Raw genomic sequence first — 13640 nt, 5'->3', positions numbered from 1 at the left:
GCCTGATCATGGCACAACGCTTTGGCGGCAAATATTCGCCCTCGGGTGCCGGATCGGACCCGCGCACTTCCCCGCCGCAGCCCCCGAACCTGTTTGACGGCAAGCGCCCGGCCTCGGGCGGCGCGCGCCTGAACCTGCTGTTCCTTCTGGCACTGTTGCCCGCGATCAAGGGGTTGACCGGCAATCCTGCCGGGCTGGCCTTCGGCATTGGCGGCACGGTTCTGCTTTTGGGGGGCAGTTGGCTGACCCGCGAAGGGCTGCAGGCGCAGGCCGCCTATGACCTGCGCAAAGTGGCCAAGCGCCCCGCCTTTCCGCGCAAGATCTTTGGTGCCGTGTTGACCGGGGCCGGCATTGCGCTGGCCGGGATGGCCAGCTTTGGCCAACCGCTGACCGCCGCTCTGCTGGGCCTGCTGGGCAGTGGCCTGCACCTGATGTCCTTTGGCCTTGATCCCTTGCGCGACAAGGGCGCCGAAGGGGTGGATGACTTTCAGGCCGACCGTGTGGCCCGCGCGGTGGACGAGGCCGAGGCCCATCTGGCCGCCATGCGCGACGCCATCCTGCGTGCCCGCGATCGCAGCCTGGAAGCCCGGGTGGACCGTTTCGCCGCAGCCGCGCGCGCGCTGTTCCGCCGGGTGGAAAGCGACCCTCGCGATCTGACCGCCGCACGCAAGTATCTGTCGGTCTATCTGATGGGGGCCCGCGATGCGACGATCAAGTTCGCCGACCTTTATGGCCAGACCCGCGATGCCCGGGCACGCGCCGATTACGAAACCCTGCTGACCGATCTGGAAACCACCTTCGCCGACCGGTCACAGGCGCTGTTGTCCAATGACAGCGCGGCACTTGATGTTGAAATTCAGGTGTTGCGCGACCGGCTGCAATTCGAAACCGCCCCCAGCAAGCCGGATTGAGAATTCCCGCACTGGCTGCTATTGCGCAGCGCAGTACCCGTTTCCCGCGCCCCGCCGCGCCAAACCGACGAGTGACGCCATGACCAACACCACCCGCGCCCAAGCCACCGCCGCCCTGGCCGAGGCAGAACAGATCACCGCCGTGATCCTGCCCGAACCGGGCAAGGAGATCGTTCCGCTGGAAGCCGCACCCGCGCCGCAGGCCGAAGAGATCCGTCGGCGCATGGCCGAACTGGACATGGGCAACACCCAGTCGATCATCTCGTTCGGCTCGGCCGCGCAGTCTGAACTGCAGGTCATCAGCCAGGCCATGCTGGCCGATGTGAAGAACAAGGATGTCGGCCCCGCGTCCGAGGGTCTGCGCAACATGGTGTCCACCCTGCGCGGCTTTTCGGTCTCGGAACTGGACGTGCGCCGGGAACGGTCCTGGTGGGAACGCCTGCTGGGCCGCGCAGCCCCCTTCGCCAAATTCGTCGCGAAATACGAAGAGGTGCAGGAACAGATCGACCGGGTGACCCAGAACCTGCTGGAGCATGAACACAAGCTGTTGAAAGACATCAAGTCGCTTGACCTGCTCTATGCCAAGACGCTGGATTTCTACAACGAACTGGCGCTTTACATCGCGGCGGGCGAAGCCAAGCTGGCCGAACTGGACGCCAAGGACATCCCGGCCAAAGAGGCCCAAGTCGCCGCAGCCCCCGAAAATGATCAGGTGATGAAGGCGCAGGAACTGCGTGACCTGCGTGCCGCCCGCGACGATCTGGAACGCCGGGTGCATGACCTGAAACTGACGCGGCAGGTGACGATGCAGTCGCTGCCCTCGATCCGGCTGGTGCAGGAAAACGACAAGTCGCTGGTGACCAAGATCAACTCGACGCTGGTGAACACCGTGCCACTGTGGGAAACCCAGCTGGCCCAGGCGGTGACGATCCAGCGGTCGCGCGAAGCGGCCACGTCGATCAAGTCGGCCAATGACCTGACGAATGAACTGCTGACCTCGAACGCCAAGAACCTGCAGGAAACCAACCGCATCGTGCGGACCGAGATGGAACGCGGTGTCTTCGACATCGAGGCGGTGAAGCAGGCCAATGCGACGCTGATCGCCACGATCAACGAAAGCCTGGCCATCGCCGATGAAGGCAAGGCCAAGCGCGCCGCAGCCGAAGCCGACCTGCAGAAGATGGAAATCGAACTGCGCGACACGCTGGCCTCGGCCAAGGCGCGGCGCGACGGTCTGGGAACGGCGACAGGAACGGCGGTGTGATGTGACGACAGGCCGGCGCAGCCTCGTTCTGCGGCGCGGTTGCGCTGCGCTGGCCCTTGGCGTGCTGTTCGGTTGCGCCGTGGCACCACCTCCACCTGCACCGGTGGCAGTGCCGCGGCCCGCCCCGGCCCCGGCCCTGCCCGAACCATCATCCGAAAGCCTGGCCCTGACGGCCTATTACGCACGGGTGCAGGCCGATCTTCTGTCACAGGGCCTGCTGCGCACTGATGGCCAGCCAAAGGATGCGCCCTTCACCGACACGATGCTGACCGAGAATTTCATCCGCATCGCATTGTTCGACGAATATCGCCGCACCTCGGGCGGGCTGCTGGCGCAGGAAACCGCCAGCCGGTTGCGCCGTTGGGCCGAACCTGTCCGGCTGCAGGTGCATTTCGGGGCCTCGGTTCCGCAATCCCGCCGCGCGACCGACCGCGCCCGCATCGGCAGTTATCTGGCCCGGCTGAGCCAGATCACCGGCCACCCCATAGCTTTGGCCGATCAGGGCGCCAACTTCCACCTGCATGTGGTGAACGAAGACGAACGCCGCGCGCTTGGCCCGGTGATCCGCAGCACCCTGCCCGATCTGTCAACGCCCGAGGTGGCCGGGCTGACCAACCTGCCCCGATCCACCTATTGCATCGTCTATGCGCTGTCAGAGGGGGTCTCATCGACCTATACCCGGGCCTTTGCCGTGGTACGGGCCGAACATCCCGATCTGCTGCGCCTGTCCTGCATGCATGAGGAAATCGCACAAGGCCTGGGTCTGGCCAATGACAGCCCGCTGGCCCGACCGTCGATTTTCAATGATGACGAAGAATTCGCGCTGCTGACGCGGCAGGACGAATTGATGCTGAAAATCCTGTATGACCCCGCACTTCAGCCCGGCATGACCGCGCAAGAAGCCCGGCCCGTGGTGCGCGCCATTGCGGCACGGCTGCTGGGCGGGGCAAGCTGAGCCGGTTTTTCCCCCTTCAAAGGGGCTTCAAACCGGCGCGGGCTTGGCTATGTTATTGCTGTCCCGGGCGCATCCCTGCGCCCTGCATCTGAAAGGCCTGCGCCATGGTTTTCGATTTCCTGAAGGGCGAATTCGTCGATGTCATCTCCTGGCTGGATGACACGCGCGACACGATGGTCTGGCGGTTCGAACGCCGTGGCCAGGCGATCAAATATGGCGCCAAGCTGACTGTGCGCGAAGGGCAGGCAGCGGTTTTCGTGCATGAAGGGCAGTTGGCCGATGTATTCGGCCCCGGCCTCTACATGCTGGAAACCAACAACATGCCGATCATGACCACCCTGCAACATTGGGATCATGGCTTCAATTCGCCCTTCAAATCCGAAGTCTATTTCGTCAACACCACCCGCTTCAACGATCTGAAATGGGGCACCAAGAACCCGATCATGTGCCGCGATCCTGAATTCGGCCCGGTGCGCCTGCGCGCCTTCGGGACCTATTCGATGCGCGTCTCCGATCCGGGCATGTTCCTCAAGGAAATCGTCGGCACGGATGGCGAGTTCACCGCCGATGAAATCTCCAACCAGATCCGCAATGTGATCACCCAGGAAATGAGCCGGGTGCTGGCCGGTTCCGGCATCCCGGTGCTGGACATGGCCGCCAATACCGCCGATCTGGCACGGCTGATCGCCACCGCCATCGCGCCGAAGATTGCCGAATACGGGCTGGTTCTGCCGGAATTCTACATTGAAAACATCAGCCTGCCCGAAGAGGTTGAAAAGGTTCTGGACAAGCGCACCTCGATGGGGATTGCAGGCGATCTGAACAAATACATGCAGTTCAACGCCGCCGAAGCCATGGGCCAGCCAGGCAATGGCATGGGCGCGATGATGGGGGCCGGGATGGCCGCGGGCATGGGTGCAGCCATGGGGCAGAACCTTGGCCCCTGGGGCGCGGCCCCGGCGGCACCTGCGGCTGCCGCGCCGATGGCCCCCCCGCCCCCGCCACCGCCGGCTGCAAAGCAGTGGCATGTGGCGGAAAACGGCGCGACCAAAGGGCCGTTTGGCGAAGCGGATCTGGCTACCATGGTGCAATCGGGCGGGCTGACCCGGGCCAGCATGGTCTGGTCAGCCGGGATGGAGGGCTGGAAACCCGCGGCTGACACCGAATTGTCGCGCCTGTTTGCCATGGTGCCCCCGCCGCCGCCGCCCGGCCTTTGATAGCTGGAATTCGGGCGGGGCGCCTACGCCCTGCCCTGTCTTGCGTGGTATTCCGGGCCGTTCGCCCTCAACTGTTTCAGGATGGCCCAAGTGACAGCCAGCGAACGCCATTTCCCCTGCGAAGCCTGTGGTGCCGATCTGCGCTTTGCCCCCGGCCAGACCCGGCTGCGCTGCGATCATTGCGGCCATGAACAGGCGATTGTGGAAGATGCCGCGCCCCTCAAGACGCGGGCCCTGGGCGAATTGCATTTGCATCACGCCCTGAAGGACAGCCTGCCCCCTGGCGCGATGGAAGAGGTGCGCACCACACGCTGCCCCGGCTGCGGATCGCTGGTCGAATTTCAGGGGGCCGACCACGCCACCGAATGCCCGTTCTGCGCCACGCCTGTGGTGGTGGGCACCGGCACCAATCGCCAGATCAAGCCGCAGGCCGTTCTGCCCTTCCAACTGGATGAACGCACGGCAAGGGCGGCGATGGTCTCATGGCTGGGTGGGTTGTGGTTCGCCCCGAACGGGCTGGTGGAATATGCCCGCAAGGGCCGGGCGCTGAACGGGCTCTATGTGCCTTACTGGACCTTCGACGCCCAGACCGACAGCCGGTATACCGGCCAACGCGGCGAGCATTATTACGAAACCCGCACTGTCACGGTTGATGGCAAGCAGCGGCAGGAACGCGTGCAGAAAACACGCTGGTATGCGGCAAGGGGCCGGGTGCGGCGCTTCTTCGACGATGTGCTGGTGCTGGCCAGCCAATCCCTGCCGCGCCAATATACCGATGCGCTGGCCCCCTGGGATCTGGGGCAACTGACCCCCTATCGCGAGGATTACCTGGCAGGCTTCACCGCCGAAGGCTACACGGTGGGGCTTGAGGAAGGCTGGGCGCGGGCGCAACAAGTGATGGCCGGTGTCATTCATCAGGACGTGCGGCGCGACATCGGCGGCGATGATCAGCGGGTGGACAGTGTCGATACCGATTATTCCGCCGAAACCTTCAAACACATCCTGCTGCCGATCTGGATGGCCGCCTACAAATATAACGGCAAAAGCTATCGCTTTGTGGTGAATGGCCAGACTGGCAAGGTGCAAGGCGAAAGGCCCTGGAGCGCGTGGAAGATCGCCTTTGCCATCGCGCTGGCGCTGGCGGCAGCAGCTGCGCTCGCATGGGCCAATCAGAAGGGCTATCTGGGCTGACCCTGGCACTTCCGCAGGCCGCGCGGTCAGGCTAGGGTCGGGCCATGTCAAACCCTGTCCGATTCATTCATCTGCGCACCCATACCGAATATTCGCTGCTGGAAGGCGCGGTTCCGGTGAAGAAGCTGGTCGGCCTGTGCAGCGCGCAATCCATGCCCGCCGTCGCGGTGACCGACACGAACAACATGTTCGCGGCGCTGGAATTTTCCACCATCGCCAGCGGGGCCGGTGTGCAGCCCATTCTGGGCTGCCAGATCAGCCTGACCTACGACCCCGCCGCGCCGGGCGAAAAGCCGCGTGCCCCTGCGCCGATCGTGCTGCTGGCCCAGTCAGAGGCCGGCTACATGAACCTGATGAAGCTGAATTCCTGTCTCTATCTCGACAGTGACGGGCAACTGCCACAGGTGACGGTCGAGGATCTTTCCACCCATGCCGAAGGGCTGATCTGCCTGACCGGCGGGGCCGAAGGCCCGGTGGGCAAATTCCTGCAGATGGGCAATCGCGCCAAGGCCGAGGCGTTGGTCGAACGGCTGGCGGGCATCTATCCGGGGCGGCTCTACATCGAATTGCAGCGCCATCCTGGCGAAGGTGGCCGCCTGATGGAGGCCGAGGCCCAAACCGAACGCGGATTCGTCGAAATCGCCTATGAAAAGGCGCTGCCGCTGGTCGCCACCAATGATGTCTATTTCCCGAAATCCGACATGTACGAGGCGCATGATGCGCTGATCTGCATTGCCGAAGGGGCCTATGTCGATCAGCCACAACCCCGCCGCCGCCTGTCCCCGCAGCACTATTTCAAATCCGAATCCGAAATGTGCGCGCTGTTCGCCGATCTGCCCGAGGCGCTGGAGAACACGGTCGAGATTGCGCGGCGCTGCGCCTACAAGGCCGCCAAGCGCGCGCCGATCCTGCCGCGTTTTGCCGATGACGAGGTGGAAGAACTGCGCCGTCAGGCCTGGGAAGGGCTGAAGCGCAGGCTTGACGTGATCCCGCATGCAGCCCCCGTGGCGGAATATGAATCCCGCCTGCAATTCGAACTCGACATCATCGAAAAGATGGGGTTCCCCGGCTATTTCCTGATCGTGGCCGATTTCATCAAATGGGCCAAGGCGCATGACATTCCGGTCGGGCCGGGCCGGGGGTCGGGTGCGGGCAGTCTGGTGGCCTATGCGCTGACCATCACCGACCTTGATCCGCTGCGCTATGCGCTGCTGTTCGAACGCTTCCTGAACCCGGAACGGGTGTCGATGCCCGACTTCGACATCGACTTCTGTATGGATCGCCGCGAAGAGGTGATCCGCTATGTGCAGATGCGCTATGGCCGCGAAAAGGTGGGGCAGATCATCACCTTCGGCGCGCTTTTGTCCAAGGCCGCCGTGCGCGATGTGGGGCGGGTTTTGCAATTGCCCTATGGGCAGGTGGACCGGCTGTCGAAGATGATCCCGGTCGAAGGGGTGAAGCCCGTCAGCATCGTGAAGGCCCTGGCCGACGAACCGCGCCTGCGCGAAGCCGCCAAGGCCGAAGAGGTGGTGGACCGCCTGCTGAATTACGGCATGCAGATCGAAGGCTTGTTGCGCAACGCCTCCACCCACGCGGCCGGGGTGGTGATCGGCGACCGCCCGCTGGATGCGCTGGTGCCGCTGTATCAGGACCCCCGGTCGGACATGCCCGCCACCCAGTTCAACATGAAATGGGTCGAAGCGGCGGGTCTGGTGAAGTTCGACTTTCTCGGTCTGAAAACCCTGACCGTGATCCAGAATGCCATTGATCTGATCCGCGGCACGGGCCGCCCGCTGCATATCGCCGCCGACGGCACCCGGCTCTATGACCCCAAGCCGGGGGCCGAAAATGACATCGGCCATATCCCGCTGGACGACAAGGCGACCTATGATCTTTACGCGCAGGCCAAGACGGTCGCGGTGTTTCAGGTGGAAAGTTCAGGGATGATGGATGCGCTGCGGCGCATGAAACCCACCTGTATCGAGGATATCGTGGCGCTGGTGGCGCTCTATCGTCCTGGCCCGATGGAGAATATCCCGGTCTATTGCGAGGTGAAGCACGGGCTGCGCCCGCTGGAATCGCTGCACCCGACCATCGACCCGATCCTGGCCGAAACCCAGGGCATCATCGTCTATCAGGAACAGGTGATGCAGATCGCGCAGGTCATGGCGGGCTATAGCCTTGGCGGTGCCGACCTTCTGCGCCGCGCGATGGGTAAGAAAATCGCCGAGGAAATGGCCAAGGAACGCCCGAAATTCATCGAAGGCGCCAAGGCCACCCACAACATCGACGCCAAGAAGGCGGGCGAAGTCTTTGACCTGCTGGAGAAATTCGCCAATTACGGTTTCAACAAATCCCACGCTGCCGCCTATGCCGTGGTCAGCTATCAGACCGGCTGGCTGAAGGCCAATCACCCGGTCGAATTCATGGCCGGTGTGATGAATTGCGATATTCATCTGACCGACAAGCTGGCCGTCTACAAACGCGAGCTGGACAAGCTGTCGATCCCCGTGGTGCCGCCCTGCGTGAACCGCAGCCTTGCCACCTTCAGCGTGGATCAGGGCCGGGTCGTCTATGCGCTTGGGGCGCTCAAGAATGTGGGCGTCGATGCCATGGGGCTGATTGTGGCGGCACGGGGGGCCAGGCCCTTTGCCACGCTGTTCGATTTCGCCCGCCGGGTGGATCTGAAACGGGTGGGCAAGCGCCCGCTGGAAATGCTGGCCCGCGCCGGCGCATTTGACCAGATCGACCCCAATCGCGCCCGGGTGTTCGAGGCGCTGGACGGGCTGGTGGCCTATTCCGCCGCCATCCACGAGGCGAAAAGCTCCAATCAGGTCAGCCTGTTTGGCGAGGCCGGGTCCGATATTCCCGAACCCCGGCTGGGCAGCCGCAATGACTGGTTGCCGGTGGAACGTCTGGCTCAGGAACATCAGGCGATCGGCTTTTACCTGTCGGGCCATCCGCTGGATGATTACATGGGGCCGCTGAAGCGCAAGAATGTGATCACGCTGGCCGATCTGACCTTGCAGGCCGAACGCGGGCCAGTGGTGGCGAAGCTGGCCGGTTCGGTCAGTTCGCGGCAGGAACGCAAATCGGCCAAGGGCAACCGCTTTGCATTTGTGCAACTTTCCGATCCCACTGGCCTGTATGAAGTCACGGTGTTTTCTGACACTTTGGAACAATGCCGCGATCATCTGGAACCGGGCAAGAATGTCGTGCTGATGGTCGAGGCCAATCTGGAAGGCGAAACGCTGAAGCTTCTGGCGCGTTCCGCCCAGCCCATCGACACCGTTGCGGCCGAAGCGGGCGGGGCCAACCTGCGCATCCATCTGGATCGGGCCGAGGCCGTCGCCGCCGTGGCCGCGCTGTTTGCCCGGGTCGAGGCCGGGCGCAGCAAGGGCCAGATCATCCTGACCATCGCCGATGACAAGGGCCGCGAAATCGATCTTGAATTGCCGGGTAACTGGCCGGTGACGCCGCAGATCAAGGGGGCGATCAAATCGCTGGGCGGGGTGGTGATGGTGGAGGAAATCTGATCCGCGCCTAGCGGACCGGCTCTTCCACCAGGGGGGCGGACATGCCCGCCTCCATCTGGCCGCGCTTGCGGCTGGTTTCGTTGACCGCCGCGCGCAGCGTGGCATCGCGCGACAACAGGTCCAGAAACCGCGCCTCATCCAGCCGCAACAGGGTGCAGTGGGTGATCGCCGTCACCTCGGCCCGGCGCGGGCGGCGGGTCAGGATGCCCAATTGGCCGAACATCTCGCCCCGGCCCAGCCGCTGCTTGTGCCCGGCGAATTCCACCTCAACCGCGCCCGAGGCGATGAAGAACACATGCCGGGCCGGATCGCCTTTCTGGATCAGCACATCGCCCGGCTGGGCGTATACCGTGGCCACCCGGCGCTGCACCATGCGCAGTTGCGCAGCATCCAGCCCGGCCAGCGCATGCATCTGCCGCAGCATTTCGCCCTTTTGCGCGGCAAGGTCCAGCCGGGGGCGGCGATCCAGACGGGCGCGTTCCTCGGCCTGGGTCTGCATCAGCGTCAGGTGCAGTTCGCGCCCGATCAACCCGTCTTTCAGCAACTGGTCATATTCGCGTTCCTCCAGCCGCAACGCCATGCGGCGGATGAAGCGGCGCTCCATTTCTTCGGCATAGCCGGGATATTGCAGACGCATGCCTTGCAGGGTCTGTTCCAGATCTTCGGCGCGTTGGGTCAGAACCTGATGCAGCAATTCGGCCAGACGGCGGCCATGGATGCGGCGGATCTTGCTGTCGATATAGCCATGCAGGTCGCGCAGGATCAGCCGCTGGTTCAACAGCACCTCGAACCGGTCGGCGGTGATCTGGGCCAGAAACCGCGACAGGCGTAGCCGGTTGTGCAACAGAACGGCCAGCCGGTGCCGCCGCCCATAGCCCAGCGACCGCCGCGCCGCCCGGCGATAGCCGGTGCGCCCGGCGGCCCGCGTGCCTTCGATCAGCCGATCCACCTCGTACAGCATCTGTTCGGCCCGGCCACTGGCTATCTGCTGGTCGTGAAACGCTTCCAGCACCATATCGCGTTCACGCCCCGCCAGTGCCAGCAGCCCCAGCGTCATGCGGTCACGCTGCTTGATGCCCGTGCCGCTTTCGGCCAGGGCCACAGCCTGATCCAGCCGTTTGCCAAACTGCTTGGCCTCGGACCGGATCACATCATGGTCCAGCCCGCGATCCTTGACCGCGACCGCCACGGCTTCGCGCACATTCTGCAGTGCGACGGCCAGCACCTGCCGCGACAGCGCCAGATCAAGCGGCGACAGTTTCGCCAGCCCCAGCCGCCGGATCAAATGCCTCAGGGTGGTGCCCTGCACGAACAGGGTGAACAGGGTATAGCCGGTTGCAAGGATGCCCACCTCGCGGCGGATATCGGCCGGCACGCGGAAGTTTTCGGCCACCGAAAGCGCCAGCGCCAGCGTCACCGCACCACGCAAGCCCCCCCACAGGATCGCCACGCGATAGGGTCGTTCCACCACCGGCGACAGGCGCAACCGGCTAAGCAGCGGCAACACGCCCCACAGCATGACCATCCGCGCAGCCGTGGCCGCAATGGCCACCACCAGCACCAACGCCAGATCGCTCCACCGCGCGCTGGCCAGCATGCGCGGGATCATCAGGCTGGCCATGACGAAGATCAGCGCCCCGGCCCAATGCGCCAGCAGGTCCCAGACCTCGCGCAGATTGGTCCATGCCGCAGGCGCCAGCCGACCCGGGCCGACCCAGTTCAGCGTCATCCCGGCCACAACCACCGCGACCACGCCTGAAACGCCCAGCACATGATCGGCCAGCACATAGGCCAGATAGGGCAGCGCCAGCGACAAGGTCAGTTGCGCCAAGGGCCAGGCCGCCAGCGCCAGCATGACCAACAGCGCCAGCCGCGCCAGAAACCAGCCAAGGCCAACCCCGCCCAGAATGGTCAGCGGCAGGCCGAAGAACGCATCCTGCAGCGTCGGGTTCGGAATGCCTGCCATGACGAAGGTCAGAAAGAACCCGAACAGCGCAATGGCCGCCGCATCATTCAGCAGGCTTTCGCCTTCGACGATCCGTGCCAGCCGCTGGGGCGCGGCAAGGCCGCGAAAGATGCTGACCACCGCCGAAGGATCGGTGGTCGAAACGATCGCCCCCAGCAGGAAACAGGCCAGCACACCCATATTGCTGAAGGGGATCAGCGCGCCGCCAACAAATACCGTGGCCACCAGAACCGCCAGTACCGCCATCACAAGGATCGGCACCCAGTCATCCAGCATGCGCCGCAGATCAAGCCCAAGTGCCACCTGAAACACCAGCGTGGGCAGAAAGACATACATGAAGACGCTGGACCGGATCGGCAGCGACAGCAGTTCAACCATCTCGGGCGACAGACTGTCGGCAAAGCTGGTGCGTAGCAGCACGGCCCCTGCCCCCAGCAGCGCCCCCACCACCGCAAGCGCCACCGAGTAAGGCAGGCGGGCACGTTCGGCCAGCGGTTCGGCCAGCGCGATGATGATCAGGAGCAGCGCAACAGCGGTGACAAGCAAAATGACATCCATATCCCACTCTAACCCCATGACCCTGACGGGAAAACCCGCGATCACGCGAAAATGTGCGGCGCAGATTGCAACATAAGTGATAAAATGCTACAAAGGTGAGTATGAAGGATCGCAGCCCCTATTCGGCCCGCCTGCCTGCGGATGCCAGCCGCGACCACCTGATGCTGCAGGTGGCGAAATCCTATTTCGAACTGGACCGGACGCAGGCCGAGATTGCCGCCGATCTGGGCCTGACCCGCTGGCAGGTTGCGCGGCTCTTGTCAGAGGCGCGGTCGGAAGGCGTGGTTCGCATCGAAATCACCCCACGCACCCGCCGCGATCCACGGGCCGAGGTCGCGCTGGCTGCGCGGTTCGGGCTGGAAGAGGCCATCGTTGTGCCGATGGGCGCGGCTGTGGATGACGCGACGCTGGCCGAAGGCGTGGCACAGGCCGCTGCCCAATGGCTGGCGGCGCTGACGCCCAAACCCGCGCTGATCGGGGTCAGCTGGGGGCGCAGCATGGCGGCGCTGGCCCGCGCCCTGCCGCAGGGATGGGCCCCGGGGCTGGAGGTGGTGCTGGTCAATGGCGCTGCGGCCTTGCAGGTGACCGATCCGCGCATTTCTTCGGTCGCCGAGGACATCGCAGCACGGGCGGGTGGTCAGGCCAGCCTGCTACCCGTGCCGGCCATTCTGGGCCAGCCCGCGACCCGTGCCGCGCTGGAAAGCGATCCGGTGATCGCCCGCGTACTGGCCCGCGCCGCTGCCGCGCCCTTGCTGGCCTTTGGTCTGGGGGCGATCGGCCATGGTTCAGTGCTGCACACGTCCGGCTATCTGTCGCGGGCGGAACTGGATACGCTGCAGGCACATGGCGCGGTGGGCGATCTGCTGGGCCGGTTCCTGACCGCCGATGGCCGCATCGCCGATCCCGCGCTGGATGCCCGCACCCTTGGCCTGCCGCTGGCCGCACTGCAGGGCAAACGGACGCTGTGCTTGGTGTCCGGCGCCGCCAAACATGCCATCACGGCCGCCGCGCTGCGCGCGGGTCTGATTTCGGTGCTGGTCACCGATGCCGCAACTGCCGATTTCCTTTTGGAGCGCCCGAATGTCTGAAAACCACACCTTTCCCCGGATGACCGGCACAAGCTTCACCCCTGCCTGGTTCGAAAACATCACGGTGAACACACCCGCCGCCGACCGCCGCACTGCCAGCCTGACCGCGCGCCGCACGGTGAAGAAAGACTGGCAGGCCGCATGGCTGGCCCGCGCCATCACCTGCATCGACCTGACGACCCTTGCGGGCGATGACACGGCCGGGCGGGTGCAACGGCTTTGTGCCAAGGCACGGCAACCTCTGCGCGCCGATCTGATGGCGGCGCTTGGGCTTGACCATCTGACGGTTGGCGCGGTCTGTGTCTACCCGACCATGGTGCCCCATGCGGTCAAGGCGCTGGAGGGCAGCGGCATTCCGGTCGCCTCGGTCGCCACCGGCTTTCCGGCCGGGCTGACGCCGCTGCCGCTGCGTCTGGCCGAAATCCGCTATGCGGTGGATCAGGGCGCGGCGGAAATCGACATCGTCATCACCCGTGAACTGGCGCTGACCGGGCAATGGCAGGCGCTGTATGACGAAATCGCCCAGATGCGCGAAGCCTGCGGTGCTGCGCATATGAAGGCCATTCTGGCCACGGGCGATCTGAAAACCCTGACCAATGTCTACAAGGCCAGCATGGTGGCCATGCAGGCGGGCAGCGATTTCATCAAGACCTCAACCGGCAAGGAAGAGGTCAACGCCACCCTGCCCGTATCCCTGACCATGCTGCGCGCCTTGCGTGATTTTCACGACCAGACCGGCCAATGGGTCGGTTTCAAACCCGCCGGAGGTTTGAAAACTGCAAAGGACGCGATGAACTGGCTGATCCTGATGAAAGAGGAACTGGGCACCCGCTGGATGATGCCCGATCTGTTCCGCATCGGTGCCTCGTCCATGCTGGGCGATATCGAACGCCAGTTGGAACACCATGTCACGGGCCGCTACTCGGCCGCCAACCGCCACGCGCTGGCCTGAGG

The 13640-nt window shown here is 64.4% G+C and carries 9 protein-coding genes; 8 read left to right on the top strand and 1 reads right to left on the bottom strand.

What is annotated here, in order from left to right; all coding sequences use genetic code 11:
* Positions 1-8: 8 nt before the first annotated feature.
* The 6 genes from V6590_RS10005 (at position 9) to dnaE (ending at position 9074) form a co-directional block, all read left to right on the top strand.
* Entirely contained in the window at positions 9-911 is a 903-nt protein-coding gene (locus V6590_RS10005) for a 5-bromo-4-chloroindolyl phosphate hydrolysis family protein (RefSeq protein ID WP_335422456.1), read from the top strand.
* 79 nt (positions 912-990) lie between these two features.
* On the top strand, positions 991-2175 hold the full coding sequence (locus V6590_RS10000; RefSeq protein WP_335422454.1) for a toxic anion resistance protein: 1185 nt from the start codon (positions 991-993) through the stop codon (positions 2173-2175).
* Position 2176: 1 nt separating this feature from the next.
* Positions 2177-3130, top strand: coding sequence for a DUF2927 domain-containing protein (locus V6590_RS09995; protein WP_335422453.1), 954 nt, complete (start codon positions 2177-2179; stop codon positions 3128-3130).
* A gap of 104 nt (positions 3131-3234) precedes the next feature.
* The gene (locus V6590_RS09990; protein WP_335422451.1) at positions 3235-4347 is read left to right on the top strand and encodes an SPFH domain-containing protein; all 1113 of its coding nucleotides are present in this window, start codon (positions 3235-3237) and stop codon (positions 4345-4347) included.
* 81 nt (positions 4348-4428) lie between these two features.
* Complete coding sequence (locus tag V6590_RS09985) at positions 4429-5538, top strand: TFIIB-type zinc ribbon-containing protein (RefSeq protein ID WP_335422449.1); 1110 nt, start codon at positions 4429-4431, stop codon at positions 5536-5538.
* Between the two features lie 44 nt (positions 5539-5582).
* Positions 5583-9074: a DNA polymerase III subunit alpha gene (gene dnaE / locus V6590_RS09980; RefSeq protein WP_335422447.1), complete on the top strand. Its 3492-nt coding sequence runs from the start codon at positions 5583-5585 to the stop codon at positions 9072-9074.
* A 7-nt stretch (positions 9075-9081) separates the two neighbouring features.
* Here dnaE and V6590_RS09975 read toward each other — a convergent pair whose 3' ends face one another.
* The gene (locus tag V6590_RS09975; protein ID WP_335422446.1) at positions 9082-11598 is read right to left on the bottom strand and encodes a cation:proton antiporter; all 2517 of its coding nucleotides are present in this window, start codon (positions 11596-11598) and stop codon (positions 9082-9084) included.
* Between the two features lie 101 nt (positions 11599-11699).
* Here V6590_RS09975 and V6590_RS09970 point away from each other — a divergent pair, with 101 nt between their 5' ends.
* Positions 11700-12686: a sugar-binding transcriptional regulator gene (locus tag V6590_RS09970; protein ID WP_335422444.1), complete on the top strand. Its 987-nt coding sequence runs from the start codon at positions 11700-11702 to the stop codon at positions 12684-12686.
* Positions 12679-13638 carry a deoxyribose-phosphate aldolase gene (gene deoC, locus V6590_RS09965; protein WP_335422442.1) on the top strand — a complete coding sequence of 320 codons (960 nt, stop codon included), beginning with the start codon at positions 12679-12681 and terminating at the stop codon, positions 13636-13638. The genes V6590_RS09970 and deoC overlap by 8 nt, the downstream gene beginning before the upstream one ends.
* Positions 13639-13640: the final 2 nt, after the last annotated feature.

The sequence above is a fragment of the Gemmobacter denitrificans genome, from assembly GCF_036964905.1.
Lineage (GTDB): Bacteria > Pseudomonadota > Alphaproteobacteria > Rhodobacterales > Rhodobacteraceae > Gemmobacter > Gemmobacter denitrificans.
This window is presented reverse-complemented; position numbering and strand designations above follow the sequence as displayed.